The 15,111-nt window shown below is 61.1% G+C and carries 16 protein-coding genes; 8 read left to right on the top strand and 8 right to left on the bottom strand.

All coding sequences use genetic code 11. The annotated features are described in order from the left end of the window. Positions 1–6 precede the first annotated feature (6 nt). Genes BJI47_RS17485 through BJI47_RS17470 form a run of 4 tightly spaced genes read left to right on the top strand, consistent with a single transcriptional unit; the run spans position 7 to position 4,479 of the window. Positions 7–2,019 carry a biotin carboxylase N-terminal domain-containing protein gene (locus BJI47_RS17485; RefSeq protein WP_088944928.1) on the top strand — a complete coding sequence of 671 codons (2,013 nt, stop codon included), beginning with the start codon at positions 7–9 and terminating at the stop codon, positions 2,017–2,019. Further along, positions 2,016–3,182 (top strand): acyl-CoA dehydrogenase family protein, encoded by a 1,167-nt coding sequence (locus BJI47_RS17480; protein ID WP_088944927.1) that lies wholly within the window; start codon positions 2,016–2,018, stop codon positions 3,180–3,182. The genes BJI47_RS17485 and BJI47_RS17480 overlap by 4 nt, the downstream gene beginning before the upstream one ends. Next, a complete protein-coding gene (locus tag BJI47_RS17475) occupies positions 3,179–3,667 on the top strand; it encodes a MaoC family dehydratase (RefSeq protein WP_088944926.1) in 489 nt (162 codons plus the stop codon). Before BJI47_RS17480 ends, BJI47_RS17475 begins: the two co-directional genes overlap by 4 nt. Beyond that, positions 3,664–4,479: a CoA ester lyase gene (locus BJI47_RS17470; RefSeq protein WP_088944925.1), complete on the top strand. Its 816-nt coding sequence runs from the start codon at positions 3,664–3,666 to the stop codon at positions 4,477–4,479. The genes BJI47_RS17475 and BJI47_RS17470 overlap by 4 nt, the downstream gene beginning before the upstream one ends. A gap of 87 nt (positions 4,480–4,566) precedes the next feature. Here the strand turns inward: BJI47_RS17470 and BJI47_RS17465 are convergent, their stop codons facing one another. The 5 genes from BJI47_RS17465 to speB form a co-directional block, all read right to left on the bottom strand. Continuing rightward, positions 4,567–4,722, bottom strand: coding sequence for a DUF6131 family protein (locus tag BJI47_RS17465; RefSeq protein ID WP_088944924.1), 156 nt, complete (start codon positions 4,720–4,722; stop codon positions 4,567–4,569). Between the two features lie 334 nt (positions 4,723–5,056). Further along, positions 5,057–5,605: a Dps family protein gene (locus BJI47_RS17460; RefSeq protein ID WP_088944923.1), complete on the bottom strand. Its 549-nt coding sequence runs from the start codon at positions 5,603–5,605 to the stop codon at positions 5,057–5,059. 114 nt (positions 5,606–5,719) lie between these two features. Further along, complete coding sequence (locus BJI47_RS17455; RefSeq protein WP_088944922.1) at positions 5,720–6,685, bottom strand: TerC family protein; 966 nt, start codon at positions 6,683–6,685, stop codon at positions 5,720–5,722. A gap of 193 nt (positions 6,686–6,878) precedes the next feature. Then, positions 6,879–8,075, bottom strand: coding sequence for a CdaR family transcriptional regulator (locus BJI47_RS17450; RefSeq protein ID WP_088944921.1), 1,197 nt, complete (start codon positions 8,073–8,075; stop codon positions 6,879–6,881). A gap of 29 nt (positions 8,076–8,104) precedes the next feature. Next, complete coding sequence (gene speB / locus BJI47_RS17445; protein ID WP_088944920.1) at positions 8,105–9,055, bottom strand: agmatinase; 951 nt, start codon at positions 9,053–9,055, stop codon at positions 8,105–8,107. Positions 9,056–9,211: 156 nt separating this feature from the next. Between speB and BJI47_RS17440 the strand changes: the two genes are divergently transcribed. Both BJI47_RS17440 and BJI47_RS17435 read left to right on the top strand, forming a co-directional pair. Further along, the gene (locus BJI47_RS17440; RefSeq protein ID WP_088944919.1) at positions 9,212–10,024 is read left to right on the top strand and encodes a carbon-nitrogen hydrolase family protein; all 813 of its coding nucleotides are present in this window, start codon (positions 9,212–9,214) and stop codon (positions 10,022–10,024) included. Then, the gene (locus BJI47_RS17435) at positions 10,021–11,721 is read left to right on the top strand and encodes an NAD(P)/FAD-dependent oxidoreductase (protein WP_088944918.1); all 1,701 of its coding nucleotides are present in this window, start codon (positions 10,021–10,023) and stop codon (positions 11,719–11,721) included. Before BJI47_RS17440 ends, BJI47_RS17435 begins: the two co-directional genes overlap by 4 nt. Before the next feature lie 18 nt (positions 11,722–11,739). Here the strand turns inward: BJI47_RS17435 and BJI47_RS17430 are convergent, their stop codons facing one another. Together BJI47_RS17430 and BJI47_RS17425 are read right to left on the bottom strand one after the other, a co-directional pair. Further along, positions 11,740–12,219, bottom strand: coding sequence for an Lrp/AsnC family transcriptional regulator (locus BJI47_RS17430; protein ID WP_084347999.1), 480 nt, complete (start codon positions 12,217–12,219; stop codon positions 11,740–11,742). A 48-nt stretch (positions 12,220–12,267) separates the two neighbouring features. After that, positions 12,268–13,428 (bottom strand): FAD-binding oxidoreductase, encoded by a 1,161-nt coding sequence (locus BJI47_RS17425; RefSeq protein ID WP_088944959.1) that lies wholly within the window; start codon positions 13,426–13,428, stop codon positions 12,268–12,270. A gap of 85 nt (positions 13,429–13,513) precedes the next feature. On the opposite strand from BJI47_RS17425, the gene BJI47_RS17420 reads away from it, so the two are divergent. Beyond that, positions 13,514–14,293 (top strand): tyrosine-protein phosphatase, encoded by a 780-nt coding sequence (locus BJI47_RS17420; protein WP_088944917.1) that lies wholly within the window; start codon positions 13,514–13,516, stop codon positions 14,291–14,293. A gap of 80 nt (positions 14,294–14,373) precedes the next feature. Then, positions 14,374–14,898: a peroxiredoxin gene (locus tag BJI47_RS17415; protein WP_088944916.1), complete on the top strand. Its 525-nt coding sequence runs from the start codon at positions 14,374–14,376 to the stop codon at positions 14,896–14,898. Here the strand turns inward: BJI47_RS17415 and BJI47_RS24170 are convergent. Continuing rightward, positions 14,881–15,018, bottom strand: a complete 138-nt coding sequence (locus BJI47_RS24170) for a hypothetical protein (protein WP_168708277.1) — start codon at positions 15,016–15,018, stop codon at positions 14,881–14,883. The two genes, BJI47_RS17415 and BJI47_RS24170, sit on opposite strands and share 18 nt — an antisense overlap. Positions 15,019–15,111 lie beyond the last annotated feature (93 nt).

Below are 15,111 nucleotides of genomic sequence, written 5' to 3'. Positions count from 1 at the left end.
GTTGTGATGACGAGACAGATCGACACAGTGCTGGTAGTCAATCGCGGCGAGATCGCGGTTCGCGTCATTCGAACGTTGCGGCGCATGGGTATTCGATCCGTTGCGGTGTTCAGTGACGCCGACGTCGATGCGCGGCACGTCCGTGAGGCAGACACGGCGGTCCGCCTCGGCCCAGCCTCGGCGCGTGAGAGCTACCTCGCGATAGACAAGGTCGTAGAAGCCGCGCACCGCACCGGTGCGCAGGGTGTCCATCCGGGTTACGGATTTCTCTCGGAAAACGCCGAATTCGCTGCGGCCTGCGAGGCTGCCGGACTGGCATTCCTGGGTCCACCCGTTGCCGCAATCGAGGTGATGGGCGACAAGATCGCGGCCAAGAGCGCAGTGGCGGAATTCGATGTCCCGGTAGTGCCCGGTATCGCTCGTCCAGGACTTTCCGACGCGGACCTCCTCGATGCCGCCCAGAACATCGGCTATCCGATCCTGGTCAAGCCGTCGGCAGGCGGCGGCGGCAAGGGCATGCGACTGGTCGAGGAGGCAGGAGCGCTTGCCGGTGCGTTGGCGAGTGCACGACGCGAGGCGGCCTCCTCGTTCGGCGACGACACGCTCTTCCTCGAACGGTTCGTCCTGCGGCCCAGGCACATCGAAGTGCAGATACTCGCCGATCAGTACGGCAACGTCGTGCACCTCGGTGAGCGCGAATGCAGCCTGCAGCGCAGGCACCAGAAGGTCGTGGAGGAAGCGCCGTCGCCGCTTCTGGACGAGGCAACACGCGAACGCATAGGGAAGGCGGCGTGCGACACCGCCCGCAGTGTCGACTACACGGGCGCGGGCACCGTGGAATTCATCGTGTCGGCGGATCGTCCCGACGAGTTCTTCTTCATGGAAATGAATACCAGACTTCAAGTCGAGCATCCGGTGACGGAAATGGTCACCGGGCTCGATCTTGTCGAATGGCAGGTTCGAATCGCACGCGGTGAACCGCTCACGATTCGGCAGGACGAGGTGACCCTGACCGGTCATGCGATCGAAGCTCGTGTCTACGCCGAGGATCCCGGTCGAGGATTCCTGCCCACCGGAGGGACTGTCCTCTCGCTTCGGGAACCGTCAGCCTCTTCAGCTGTTCGCGTCGACTCGGGCCTTCGAGTCGGGTCCGTCGTCGGCAGTGACTACGACCCGATGTTGGCCAAGGTGATCGCGCACGGCCCCGATCGAGCTTCTGCGCTCGATACCCTCGATCGAGCGCTCGCCGACACCGCCGCGTTGGGCATTGTGACCAATATCGAGTTCCTTCGGTTCCTGTTGGCGGACAGCGATGTCGTCGCAGGAAGACTCGATACCGGATTGCTCGATCGCAGGTTGGCGGATTTCGAGGCAGCGCCTGCTCCGGACGACATTCTCGTGGTCGCCGGCGTCCACCTGTGGTCGTCACTGTGGACGGCGTCGGACCCTGCCCAACCGTGGTCGGTCCCGAGCGGTTGGCGAATCGGTGGCCGAGCCCAGCCTGTGACCTATCGACTGTCATCGGGAACACGGACCGTGCATGTGCATGTGAGCGGCACCTTGTCGGAGGCATGGGTAGCGGTCGACGACGGTAAATCGCAACCGATGTCGTTCACTCGTGCCGACGACGGAGACGTGGCCATGCTGCGCGGCGGCGTGCGATCGCGCTTTCGGCTTGCCGAAGACGACGCTACTGTCTGGGTGTCATCACCGGCCGGTACGTGGGCCGTCACATCAGTCGAAGAGACCAGTGTTCGTGGTGAAGACAGCCACTCCGGAGTTGCCGACATGACCAGCCCGATGCCGGGAACCGTCATTGCCGTAGGTGTATCGAGCGGTGACACCGTGGAGGCAGGCTCGGCGATCGTCGTCGTCGAGGCAATGAAAATGGAACATGCAATGACAACACCGATCGGTGGAACGGTGGAACTTCTTGTCGTAGTGGGAGAGCAGGTTCGTGTCGATCAACCTCTTGCCCGTGTGACCCCGAGAACCGAAGTGGAAGAAGGAAAGTCATGACCGATCACCTTGCTACCGGAAACCTTCCCGACGAGTACCAGCAGCTGATCGCGAGTGTCGCCGACTTCGCCACGTCGGTGGTGGCGCCGGTATCGGCCAAACACGATGCCGAGCACTCGTTCCCGTACGAGGTCGTTGCCGGCATGGCCGAGATGGGCTTGTTCGGCCTGCCGTTCCCGGAGGAATACGGCGGAATGGGCGGCGACTACTTTGCGCTCTGTCTTGCCCTCGAAGAGCTGGGGAAGGTGGATCAAAGTGTCGCCATCACGCTCGAGGCTGGAGTCTCCCTCGGCGCGATGCCGGTCTACCGCTTCGGTAACGACGAGCAGAAGCAGGAATGGTTGCCCAAATTGACGAGTGGAAGCTCGCTCGCGGCCTTCGGGTTGACCGAACCCGGGGCAGGCAGCGACGCAGGGGGGACACGGACCACCGCGAAACTCGTCGGCGGCGAATGGATCATCAACGGCAGCAAACAGTTCATCACCAACTCGGGTACCGACATCACCGAACTGGTCACCGTCACCGCAGTGACCGGTGTCGACGAGGTGACCGGAAGGAAGCAGATTTCATCGATCCTGGTTCCGACGTCGACTCCGGGCTTCGTAGCGGAGAAGGCGTACGACAAAGTGGGCTGGAATGCATCCGACACACATCCGTTGTCTTTCACCGACGTCCGGGTTCCGTACGAGAATCTCTTGGGCCAACAGGGCCGCGGATACGCCAACTTTCTGCACATTCTCGACGAGGGACGCATCGCCATCGCCGCACTGTCGGTAGGCGTTGCGCAAGGGTGTGTGGACGAAAGCGTGAAGTACTCCAAGCAACGAGAAGCGTTCGGTGGACCGATCGGACGAAATCAGGCCATTGCATTCAAGATTGCGCGGATGGAAGTGCGAGCACATACAGCCCGCACAGCGTATTACGATGCGGCCGCGCTGATGTTGTCGGGAAAGCCATTCAAGAAGCAGGCTTCGATCGCGAAATTGGTTGCCTCCGAAGCAGCAATGGACAATGCGCGCGACGCCACGCAGATTCACGGCGGATACGGGTTCATGAACGAGTACACCGTTGCTCGGCACTATCGGGACAGCAAGATTCTCGAGATCGGCGAAGGGACCACCGAAGTGCAGTTGATGCTCATCGCACGAGGGCTCGGACTATGACTACGGACAAGCGTGTGCGTCAGCGTGGACTGTGGTTCGAGGAGATGGAGCTCGGCACCGTCTACGAACACCGGCCCGGCCGAACGGTCACCGAGGCCGACAACACCTTCTTCACGGCGCAGACGATGAATACCCAGGCGTTGCATCTCGACGCGGCCTTCAGTGAGGGCACAGCGTTCGGCGCACGACTGGTCAACTCGATGTTCACCCTGTCGACAGTCGTCGGCCTCTCGGTAGCGCAGTTGACGCAGGGCACGATCGTGGCCAACCTCGGTTTCTCCGAGGTGACGTTCCCGAAGCCGATGTTTCACGGGGACACGCTGTATGCGGAGACGCTCATCGTCGACAAGCGCGAATCGAAATCTCGCCCCGGAGAGGGCATCGTCACCTTCGCCCACACCGGACGTAACCAACACGGCGACGTCGTGGCGACGGCGGTCCGCAAGACTCTCGTCCGGCTCCGGCCCGCGGAGGACGCGTCGTGACGTGGGTGCCGCCGGGGCCCGGATGGTTGTTCTGTCCGGCGGATCGACCGGAACGCTACGAAAAGGCTGCGCAGAGGGCCGACGTCGTCATCATCGACCTGGAGGATGCTGTCGCTGCCGGTGACAAGCCGAAAGCCAGGCAATCGTTGCTGTCCACCCCTCTCGACCCGGCGTTCACCGTCGTCCGAGTCAACGCGCACGGCACTGCCGACTTCGACCTGGATATGGCAGCACTCGCCCAGACGTCGTATCGCAGAATAATGCTGCCCAAGTGCGAAAGTTCGGCTCAGATCGATGCGGCCGCGCCGTACGAGGTGATTGCACTCGTCGAATCACCGCAAGGCGCCGTCGCTGTGTTCGACAGCCTCGGCGCAGGTAATTCGATCGGGGTGATGTGGGGTGCCGAGGACCTGATCGCAGCATTGGGCGGTAGGTCGAGCCGATTCCCTGACGGTACGTACCGCGATGTGGCACAACATGTTCGGTCGACGACATTGCTTGCAGCCAAGGCGCGTGGTGTGTTCGCCCTCGATTCGGTGGTGCTCGATATCGGCGACATCGCTACCTTGACGGCCGAGTCGGAGGATGCCGTGGCCGTCGGATTCGACGGGAAGGTTGCTATTCATCCGTCGCAGTTATCGATAATTCGAGAGGCCTTTGCACCTACTCGGGCAGAGATCGATTGGGCTGACCGGGTGGTTGCGGCCGCTGCCGAAGAGCGCGGAGTATTTCGCTTCGAGGGGCAGATGGTCGATGCGCCTGTGTTGCGACAGGCCGAGCAGATACTACGTAGTGGAGGGTTGATTCGCTGACGCGGACTCGAAGAGCTTTGCGGAAACCAACGAGGCCCCGCGCTGGTGCGCGGGGCCTCGTCTGAGTGCAAGGGCACTACCTGGCGATCAATACCAGGTTTTGCGGCCGCCGATAGCGCGCCCGGTTGCACCGAGGATGGTGAGGACGGCACCGACGACGATCAGGATGATGCCGATCGTGGTGAGGATCTTGATCGACGTGAAAAAGCCGATGAGTGCGAGGATGATTCCCAGGACGATCACTGTTATTCCTTCTTTCGAATTGGATTCTGCGTGCGGCATCAGATGATTGCGTTGATCGCCAACCACCTGAGAACTTACCCTGATGTCTCTTGAATCTACAGTGGCGGTAGATCTTTCGAACTTCTCACAAAGTCGAATTCCAGCCGACACCGCTCGGGCCCACAACGACATAGCCTTCTGGGTGCCATTGTTATGACACATGAAAGATGCCCGCGCAAGCGGTTCGCCACTGGCTGGACGAAAGACACGACGCTCCTCAGTGGAGAGTCGGGCAACTGATGTTACCCCGGATTATTCCGACTCAAACATGATCGATGTTTCGAAATGAATTCTCTCAGCTCGCGTCCGCAGCAGCTTGCTTTTCGCTCGATGCGCCGCTTGTGGAAAGCTGTCCACCGGAGTTCTCCAAGTGTGCCCGAACGAACCAGTGGAAGAGTTCGAGCTGACCGCTCTGGCCGATCAGCAGGTCCTCGGTGACTGGATCTACCTTGCCGATTTCTTCGATTGCCTTGCGCGTGTCGGTGATGACACCGGTGTACACGAGATCGAGTGCGCCGAGGTGCTCGATAGCCGTGGCGCGCCCGATCGAGTAGTCGTCCCATGACCGCTGCTCGACGATGGTTCCCGGTGTACCCATTGCCGAGGACCCCAGTGTCGCAATGCGCTCGGCGACGTCATCGGCAAATCCGCGTACGGTTTCCACCTGAGGGTCGAGCATCTCGTGGACGGAGATGAAGTTGGGGCCCACGACATTCCAGTGAATGTGCTTGAGGGTCAGGTGAAGATCGTTGTATGCGTTCAGTCGATCCTGAAGCAATGCCGCGACGCGCGCTCCCTCGTCGGTGCTCATGCCGGGAACTGTGTATGAGTTCGATGTGGTCATGACGAACAACTACCCAGGACGAACCGGAGTGAAACACAGTTCCGAGAAGGTGGATCCGAAAAATGGGGGGTAGCCGACCGGACCGGTCGGCTACCCCCCTTTGCCTTGCCCGTGTTACTTCTCGCCGGAAGCCAGCTCGGAAGGCTCCTCCTTTGCTGGGCGCACGAAGCTGAGGATGATCGAGCCTGCCAGTACCGCGATGATGACTGCGAGGCTGACCAACGATGGAATCTCGGGGATCGAGGTGCTGATGACCTTGTGGCTGGCCTGCAAGATCAACTTGACCCCGATGAAACCGAGGATGATCGCCAAGCCCTTGGACAGGTAGTGGAACTTGTCCAACAGGCCGGAGAGCAGGAAGTACAACGCGCGCAGTCCGAGAATCGCGAACGCATTCGACGAGTAGATGATGAACGGATCGTCGCTGACGGCAAGAACTGCAGGGACGCTGTCGACAGCGAAAACGAGATCGGCAGCTTCGATGGCAACCACGACGGCCAACAACGGAGTGGCAATGCGCTTGCCTGCCTCCTTGACGAAGAACTTCGTGCCGGAATACTCGTCGCGAACCGGGATAACCCTGCGCAACAGACGAACCGCAAGTGAAGTGCTGGGATCGTACGAATCGTCCTCGTCCTTCATCAGCTTCCACGCGCTGTAGAGCAGGATTGCTGCGAAGACGAACAATACGACCGTGAACTTGCTGACGATTGCTACACCTGCGGCGAGGAAGATGCCGCGGAAGACCAATGCGCCGATGACGCCGAAGAACAGAACGCGGTGCTGATATTCCTTCGGAACCTTGAAGTAGCCGAAGATCAACGCGAATACGAAGAGGTTGTCCACGGACAAGCTCTTTTCGAGCAGCCAGGCCGTCGTGTATTCCACGCCTGCCGTCGTACCGAGAGTTGCGAAGACGACTCCGCCGAAGACGAGTGCGACGCCGACCCACAATGCACTCCACCATGCGGCTTCTTTGAAGCCGATGACGTGTGCACCGCGATGCGCAAGCAAGTCGATGGCGAGCAGGGTGAGCACTACCGCGGCAAACGCCGCCCATGCCCAGAGAGGAACGTTCATCGGCGGTAGTCCTTACTGGTGAATAGAGATAGCTTCTGGGTCAGGGACGCCATGGAACGGGCTCCTTGTCGCTTCGATGTTCTCTGCCGCAACTGTGTTTACCGCGACTACTCAAGTGTGCCTGTCATGAAAGCGGCACGCACCGTGCGATCACGGACATGTTTGTCCAGTTTTCGTTGCCGTAATCCGGCAATTAAGACTGCGAGGCGGTGCTGCTCGGCCAGTCCAGTAACTTCGCTCCGAATACTGCTGTCTGCAGTGCGAATCTCTCGCTCGGGTGGTTCACATCGTGGCCGGTCAGCTCGGCAATACGCGCCAGTCGGTAAGTGACCGCGCGAACCGAGAGGTGCATCGACCTCGCCGTCATCGCGGAGTTACCCCCGGATTCGAAGTAGGCGAACAACGTGCGCAGAAGTGGTACGGCGCCACCGCGGGCCGCCAGAAGCGGCGTCAATAGTGTCTCGACGAGATCGGTGATCGCGGGTCGGTCATCGAGCAGCACTCGATATACCAGCAGGTCGCGCGCATCCAACACCGGTGTGTCGAGTCCGAGCTTGCCGGCCAGGTCGAGTGCGTCCAGTGCCTCGCGGTACGAGGATGCTACCCCGGCAGCGCTCTGACCAGGCCGTCCCACTCCCAAACGTTGAGTCCACCCATCGGTGCCGTGAACTTGACCGACAGTGCTTCGGACACGTTCGGTCACCAGTTTCACCGCATGATGGTCGGGCGCCGCGAACACGACGACGAGACGGCCCTCCTTGCTGGCAACCAGCGTCTCGGTGTCACCTTTGCTCCCGGCGATCGCGCGCTCGACGTCGGTGATCATGGAAGCGTCGTCGGTGAACGGGGACATCGCCTCTACGACCACGACAGCGTGTGGTCCGGTCAAGTCCAGTCCGAACGACTCTGCGCGACCCAGCACTCCTGCGATGTCGGCGCTGCCCGAGAGCAGATCGTCGACGAACTCGCGTCGAGCGGACACCTCGGCACGCACCAACGCTCTACGGGCGAGCTGATACGCCTCCGCGAGCTCTGCCACAGCGTCGTCGACGGCATGCAACATCACTTCACCGGCGGTCACCACAGCGCTGGGGTTCTTGGCGGCGTCCACCACTGCGGGGAGCTCGCGCCACAGGCGCCAGGCCGAGGACAAGTACAGGTCGAGCAACGCCCGTAGCGCGACGCCTTCCTTGGCGGCAGTATCACCATGAACCCGCAATGCTCGCAGCTGTCGACGTGTCAATGGACGTCCAACAGCGACGGCGTCGGTGAGTACCTCGAGGAAATCTCCGAGAAGTTCGGTGGACAAGCCACCCGCGTCGGCTGCTGCGAGGTCGGCAACCTGCTGGTACTTGCCGTCCGGTTCAGGTGCGTCCGATCGGGTGGGCATCGGTCTCATCGTATGCGCCTGGGGCGGCACTATCGATTCAGTGCCAGAACGGACAACAATTCGTAGGCGACGTGTGCTGCTGCGATACCGGTGATCTCGGCGTGATCGTAGGCAGGGGCGACCTCCACGATGTCTGCACCCACCACGTTCAGTCCGACGAGTCCACGCAACGTGTTCAGTAGCTCCCGCGAGGTCATGCCCCCAGCCTCCGGGGTACCAGTTCCCGGTGCATGAGCCGGATCGAGAACATCTATGTCCACCGAGACGTACACCGGACCGCCGTCGAGTCGCTGCCGCATCCGCTCGACGATGCTCGCGACCCCGTCGACCTCGTAGTCATCCGACCGGATCACCTGGAATCCGAGAACACCGTCGTCTTCGAGGTCTTGCTCGGTGTAGAGCGGTCCGCGGATGCCGATGTGCTGGGAGCGTTCGAGGTCGATGAGCCCCTCCTCGCTCGCGCGGCGAAACGGGGTGCCGTGGGTGTACGGGGCGCCGAAGTAGGTGTCCCACGTATCGAGGTGAGCATCGAAATGGAGCACGGCGACCGGTCCGTGATCGCGGGCGAGCGAACGCAGGATCGGGAGGGCGATCGTGTGATCGCCACCGAGGGTCAGCACCGAAGAACCGTCGGCGCGGAGATCGGTCACCGCCGACTCCACCGAATTCAGCGCCTCGGTGATATCGAACGGGTTGACGCCGATATCCCCGAAATCGGCGACCTGTTGTTCGGCGAACGGTGAGACTTTCAAGGCTGGGTTGTACGGCCGAAGCAACTTCGACGCAGCGCGAATGTGACCGGGGCCGAAGCGCGCCCCCGGTCGATAGCTGACCCCCGAATCGAACGGAACCCCGAGGATCGTGACGTCGGCTCGAGAGACTTCGTCGAGCCGGGGTAGTCGCGCGAACGTCGTCGGCTCTGCGAACCGCGGGACCTTTCTCGCGTCGACCGGTCCGATCGGTGGCGTTTCGCTGCTCATAGGAAGCGCTTTCTGGTAGTTCTTCAGGTATGTCCAGCGTCGTTGGTCGGATAATTGTCGATAGCGCTATGTTGCCCGGCCCAGCCTCGTTGGCGCACGATTATCGAACAAGCGCGCCTGCCTGCCGGACGCGAAACCTGCGGAAAGGACCAGCCGATGACTACCGCGGTACGAGTGTCGCTGTTTCAAGGCCCCGAACTGGCAGGCGACGTCGAGGCCAACCTCGCTGCGGTATCGCGCGCGGCCACTGCCGCAGCGGACGCAGGAGCGTCGATGCTCGTCACTCCAGAGATGTCTACGACTGGCTACGACGTCGGACGTCTCGTAGAAGCACGTGCCGAAGCGGCGGACGGGCCGATCTTCGATGCCGTCGCCGAGATCGCCCGAAGCTCCGGTCTCGTTGTGGTGTACGGGTATCCGGAGCGGAGCGAGGAAGGAATCTACGATTCGGTCCAGGTAGTGGGTAGCGACGGGTCAACCATGGCTCGATATCGCAAGACGCATCTGTTCGGTGAGCTCGATCGTGGGCACTTCGTTCCAGGCGACGAACTGGTCGTGCAGTTTCACTTCGGCGGGTTGATTTGCGGACTTCTTACCTGCTACGACGTGGAATTCCCCGAAGTCGTTCGTGCGCACGCCGATGCAGGAACCGAATGGTTGATCGTCCCTACTGGGCTGATGCACCCGTTCGACATGGTCGCCACACATGTCGTGCCGACTCGGGCCTATGAAAGTCAACTGTTCGTCACCTACGTGAATCGGTGCGGAATCGAGGGCGATCTGCAGTACTGCGGTCTCACCTGTGCCATAGCGCCCGACGGAACCGAACTCGGCCGTGCCGGCCGTGGGGAGGCGCTTGTCACGGTCGATATCGATCCCGGTGTACGTGGGAAGTCGAGGGAGATCAATACCCACCTGGGCGACCGGAGGCACGATCTCTACACCCAGGATGGGAAGAGTGGCGGATGAGCACCCCCGTCAGCCCGGACAGCACCGTCGAAGACGACCACGAGTTACCGCTGACCATGTTCGGTCCGGACTTTCCGTTTGCGTACGACGATTATCTGGCCCACCCGAACGGACTCGGCTCGGTGCCTGAATCGGCATACGGAACTGAGGTAGCAGTGATCGGTGGCGGTCTCGCGGGCATGGTCGCCGCGTACGAACTGATGAGAATCGGACTGAAACCGATTGTCTACGAGTCGGATCAGATCGGCGGTCGCATGCGGTCGGTGAAGTTCGACGGCCACCGCGGAGTAGTGGCCGAGATGGGCGCAATGCGATTTCCTCCTTCGTCGACTGCGCTGTTCCACTATCTGGATGCAATGGGTCTGCACACCGAGCCGTTCCCCAATCCGCTTGCCGAGGTCACCCCGAGCACCGTGATCGACCTCAAGGGTGTCAGCTACTACGCGCGCAGTCTCGACGATCTGCCCTCGGTGTTCGGCGAGGTTCCCCGAGCCTGGCAGCGGACTCTGGAACAGTATGCCGAACTGGTTCCCCTCCAGCGGGCGATTCGAGCGCGGGACACCCACGAGATCAAGCGGCTGTGGAACGAGATCGTAGTGCGGTTGGACGATCAGACATTCTACGGTTTTCTGGCCGAGTCCGAGCACTTCGGATCATTCCGTCATCGAGAACTGTTCGGGCAGGTCGGTTTCGGCACCGGCGGGTGGGACACCGACTACCCCAACTCCATCCTGGAAATCCTTCGGGTCGTGGTGACCGCAGCGGACGACCACCATCGCAGCATCGTCGGTGGCGCTCAACAATTACCCCAACGACTCTGGACAAGCGCGGCGCCCGCGGCGCCCGCAGCACACTCAGCGCACTGGCCGGTGGGCACCACGGTCGCGTCGCTGAACGGAGGGAAACCGAGTCCGCGGGTGACCGAGTTACGACGCGTCGCCGGTGCGATAGTGGTGCATGACAGCGAAGGGGGAGTCCGGACCTTCCGGGCGGCAGTGGTGACCGCTCAGTCGTGGATGTTGCTCAGTAACATCGAATGTGATGACGATCTGCTTCCCATCGACCATTGGACGGCCGTGGAACGGACGCATTACATGGGTTCGACGAAGGTGTTCGTGCTCGTGGACCGCCCGTTCTGGAAGGACAAGGACCCGCTCACCGGTCGCGACATCGTCAGTATGACGCTGACCGATCGGATGAGTCGTGGAACGTATCTGCTCGATCAGGGGGAGGGCAAACCAGGCTTGATCTGTTTGTCGTACACATGGTCGGATGATTCCCTTAAGTTGTTGGCGCTGGGCCCGGTCGAGCGGATGAACATCATGCTTCGTTCGTTGGAGGGTATCTATCCGGGTATCGACTTCCGAAGTCACATCGTCGGTGATCCCGTCACCTTGTCGTGGGAGACCGAGCGGGACTTCATGGGAGCCTTCAAAGCCAATCTGCCCGGTCACTATCGCTATCAGGAGCGATTGTTCTCGCATTTCGTGCAAGACGATTTCGATGAGCGTCATCGTGGGATCTTTTTGGCCGGAGACGACATTTCGTGGACCGCAGGGTGGGCCGAAGGTGCGATCCAGACGGCACTCAATGCGGTGTGGGGAGTGGTGCATCATCTCGGCGGTGAAACAGCGAAAACAAATCCGGGCCCTGGAGATGTGTTCGGTGACATTGCGCCACTTCGGTTGGGGGATTGAGAAATAGGGGAGAAGCGCTCAGCTACGCGGTGTTGTGGCAGCGCGATTCAGTAGAGGCCGGGTGCGGTACGGAATCAGTTCGCTCATTGCGATGGACATGTTGGTGCGTTCCACTCCCGGGATCTTCAGTATCAGTCCGGCGACTCGGTACAGATCATCGGCATCGACCGCGGCTATTCGAATGTGCATGTCCGACGCGCCCGACAGTCCGAATACCTCGAGTACCTCCTCGATGGTGCGGAGATGATCGGTGACCTCGGCGAGTTTGTGCTGATCGACACGGGTGGTCACGAAAGCCTGCAATGCGTACCCGAGGCTTCTCGGACGCACCCGATGATCGATGGAAGTGAGAGCGTCCTTCTCTTCCCAGCGAGTCAACCGAGCTTGCACAGTGTTTCGTGAGATTCCTAGATCTCCCGCGAGTTCGACGCCTGTGGCGCGTGGTCGATCGCACAACGCGAGCAACAAACGGGCATCCGTTCTGTCCAGATCGGTCATACGGTCCACGATATGCGTAGTCCACGGCGTAGGCGCTGAAAGGAGCGCTCAGACATCGGATGGGGCAGCGAAGTCGCGACCAGGGGCGAGATCTGCTGCGGCCAGGCCGCGATCGACGACGTCGGACGGCAGTTCCGTTCCTCTGATCAGTGCAGCTCCGACACGAGAGAGGGCCGAACATGTCTGAATGCCGTAACCGCCTTGTCCCGCACACCAGAAGAAGCCGTCGACCCGCGGGTCGAATCCGACTACCGGCGTTCGATCCGCGACGAAGCTCCGCAGACCAGCCCAGGACGATCGCACGTGGCGGGCGGTCAGAGTCGTGGTCTCGTGTATGGCGTCGAGGGCACGAGCGATTTCGAGATCGTCCGCCCGCGCATCGCTGGGTTCCACTGGTGTCTCATCGGCGGGCGAGCAGAGTAGTCGATCACCTTCGGGCTTGATGTAGAAAGACTCGTCGATGTCGCTGAGCGTGGGGAGTGCGTTCGTATCCATCTCTCTCGGGGCACTGATCATGAAGATCGTTCGACGTAGTGGCCGTAGTCCGGATCTCTGCGCTCCGGCCAGGGTGGCGACCGAATCTGCCCAGGCTCCAGCAGCATTCACGACGATCCCGGCCCGACGTACCGTCCCGTCGCGAGAAGTCACGTGCCAGATCCCGTCGTGACGTTGCAGGTTCACGACACCACTGTCGGTCTCGACATGGCCACCTCGCTTGCGAAGGCCGCGGAGGAAACCCTGGTGCAGGGCATGCACGTCGATTTCCATCGAACCGGGCTCGTGAAGCGCGAGATCGATGCGGTCGGCCCGCAGCGGTGGGAACAGTTCATGGGCCTCACGGGAAGAGACGAGTTGTGCGTCCGGCGTCAGCGATCGGACTTGCTCGAACATGGACTCGAGGATTGCGCCGCGTCCGCGCGCAGCGAATTGCAGTAGTGTACGGGGAGAAAGCAATTCACCTTCGAAGTGCGCGGGCGGCTCGCGGAGGAAACCTCTACTCGCGCTCGTCAATGCGCGAATCGGCTTGTTGCCGTAGGTTTCGAGGAACAATGCGGCAGAGCGTCCAGTGGTATGGAATGCGAGCGTCGACTCCTGCTCGAGCAGGCACACCGTACGGTCGGACGCAAGTTCATAGCCGATCGATACGCCTCCGATCCCGCCTCCGATGATGATTACGTCGTAGGTCCGGACCTCGAGGTTCGATGTCATACTTGCTGACGCTACCGCGACGGCCCAGTTGATTGCCCGCACGGTGAAAATGCGGATGGCGCGAGGCATTGGTTATTGTCATGGAATGCGAGAAGCGAGTACCAACGACCAGTTTCAGCTGTCGGGCGCATGGAACTTTCGGGACGTCGGCGGGGCACGGACAGCAGACGGCCTCGAAGTGCGTCGCGGCTTGCTCTACCGGTCGTCGGAACTGACTCGGCTCGATGCTCGAGGACACGAAGAGCTGACCCGGCTCGGGGTAAGGCAGGTCTTCGACCTGCGGGGTGAGACGGAGATCGAGAGAAGCGGAACCGACCGCGTTCCAGGCAGCGTTCGTGTGTACAACGTTCCCTACGACAACCACAAGGGCGAAAAAGCCCCACATGAGTCGAGAATCACTGCGAGCGAGGACGCCCAACTCGACTACATGATGCGCGCCTATACCTCCTATGCGTCGCTCGAGGGCGCTCGTACCGCCATACGGAGCGTCGTCACGGCGCTGGGGACCGGCGAAGGACCGGTGTTGGTGCATTGTGCGGCAGGCAAGGATCGGGCTGGTTGGACGATTGCGACGGTGCTTCGCGCTGCTGGAGTCGAAGACACGCACATCGTTGCCGACTACCTACGCAGCAATGCCGCCGTCGATTCCCTACGTGCTCACATGCTGGCGAGTGTGGCAGCTCACGAAGGCAGTGCGCCGATCGAACTGTCCGATGCTCTGCTCGGGGTGACAGAGCGGTACTACCGGCATGGACTCGAGGCCGTCGAGCAAGTACACGGATCGTTCGATGGATATCTCGACGCGATCGGAATCGACGGAGACGACCTGCTCAGGCTCCGATCGACGTTGCTCGTCGGAGCCTGAGGGGCAGTTTCGACGCGCTCGAATTGAATTTTGTACTGCTTCTCGAAGGGCGCGCCGGGAGGTCACGTAGCCTCGTTGTCATGCGTACTGGCGACATCGCGCCGGATTTTGAACTCCCTGACCATCTGGGGAACGTCCGGAGCTTGAGTAAACTGCTGGTCGACGGCCCGGTGGTGCTCTTCTTCTATCCGGCCGCGACCAGCCCCGTATGCACCGCAGAAGCGTGTCATTTCAGAGACCTCGGGAGTGCATTCGAGTCGTTCGGCGCTCAGCGAGTCGGAATCAGCACCGACACCACCGGTAAGCAGTCGCACTTTGCGCTGCAACGCTCGTTCGACTATCCGATGCTCGCAGATACCGACGGCACGGTGGCCGAGCAGTTCGGAGTACGTCGTGGAGGGCCACTCGCAAGGCTGAGACGAAGGAAGGACATCGGTCGGAGTAGGTCACATTCGGCGCGACTGGGAATGCTCCGTCAGTTGCTGTCGGTCAAGCGGACAACATTTGTGATCGACACGAATCAAGTGGTCAGGCTGGTGGTCAGGAGCGAACGCTCACATGTCCACGCCGACAAGTCCCTGGACTATCTACGCTATTTGTCCTGATGGTGTTTCGCCGCTGAACAGCGTGGTGTAGACGGCAGGCTTCTTGTTTTCTGCAGGTGCATCATCGGACGCATCTTCCACGTGGCTGAACAGCGCTTCGATCTTTTTCGGTTGTTCCATACAACGAGCATGCTCCCGATCGGCCGAAAATGCCATTCGGGCGCGCTGGCGAGGTGTCGAAATTATTGACGTTCAACGTTTTTGGATATGCAT

This window comes from Rhodococcus sp. 1168, from assembly GCF_002091955.1.
Lineage (GTDB): Bacteria > Actinomycetota > Actinomycetes > Mycobacteriales > Mycobacteriaceae > Rhodococcoides.
Note: the sequence above shows the minus strand (reverse complement) of the source record. Positions and strands in the feature narration are given on the sequence as shown.

Bases quoted from the DNA above. Each gene is read 5' to 3' on its own strand.
- BJI47_RS17485 (WP_088944928.1), top strand. From the start codon at position 7: ATGACGAGACAGATCGACACAGTGCTGGTAGTCAATCGCGGCGAGATC.
- BJI47_RS17480 (WP_088944927.1), top strand. From the start codon at position 2,016: ATGACCGATCACCTTGCTACCGGAAACCTTCCCGACGAGTACCAGCAG.
- BJI47_RS17475 (WP_088944926.1), top strand. From the start codon at position 3,179: ATGACTACGGACAAGCGTGTGCGTCAGCGTGGACTGTGGTTCGAGGAG.
- BJI47_RS17460 (WP_088944923.1), bottom strand. From the start codon at position 5,605: ATGACCACATCGAACTCATACACAGTTCCCGGCATGAGCACCGACGAG.
- BJI47_RS17455 (WP_088944922.1), bottom strand. From the start codon at position 6,685: ATGAACGTTCCTCTCTGGGCATGGGCGGCGTTTGCCGCGGTAGTGCTC.
- BJI47_RS17450 (WP_088944921.1), bottom strand. From the start codon at position 8,075: ATGCCCACCCGATCGGACGCACCTGAACCGGACGGCAAGTACCAGCAG.
- speB (WP_088944920.1), bottom strand. From the start codon at position 9,055: ATGAGCAGCGAAACGCCACCGATCGGACCGGTCGACGCGAGAAAGGTC.
- BJI47_RS17440 (WP_088944919.1), top strand. From the start codon at position 9,212: ATGACTACCGCGGTACGAGTGTCGCTGTTTCAAGGCCCCGAACTGGCA.
- BJI47_RS17435 (WP_088944918.1), top strand. From the start codon at position 10,021: ATGAGCACCCCCGTCAGCCCGGACAGCACCGTCGAAGACGACCACGAG.
- BJI47_RS17430 (WP_084347999.1), bottom strand. From the start codon at position 12,219: ATGACCGATCTGGACAGAACGGATGCCCGTTTGTTGCTCGCGTTGTGC.
- BJI47_RS17425 (WP_088944959.1), bottom strand. From the start codon at position 13,428: ATGACATCGAACCTCGAGGTCCGGACCTACGACGTAATCATCATCGGA.
- BJI47_RS17420 (WP_088944917.1), top strand. From the start codon at position 13,514: ATGCGAGAAGCGAGTACCAACGACCAGTTTCAGCTGTCGGGCGCATGG.
- BJI47_RS17415 (WP_088944916.1), top strand. From the start codon at position 14,374: ATGCGTACTGGCGACATCGCGCCGGATTTTGAACTCCCTGACCATCTG.
- BJI47_RS24170 (WP_168708277.1), bottom strand. From the start codon at position 15,018: ATGGAACAACCGAAAAAGATCGAAGCGCTGTTCAGCCACGTGGAAGAT.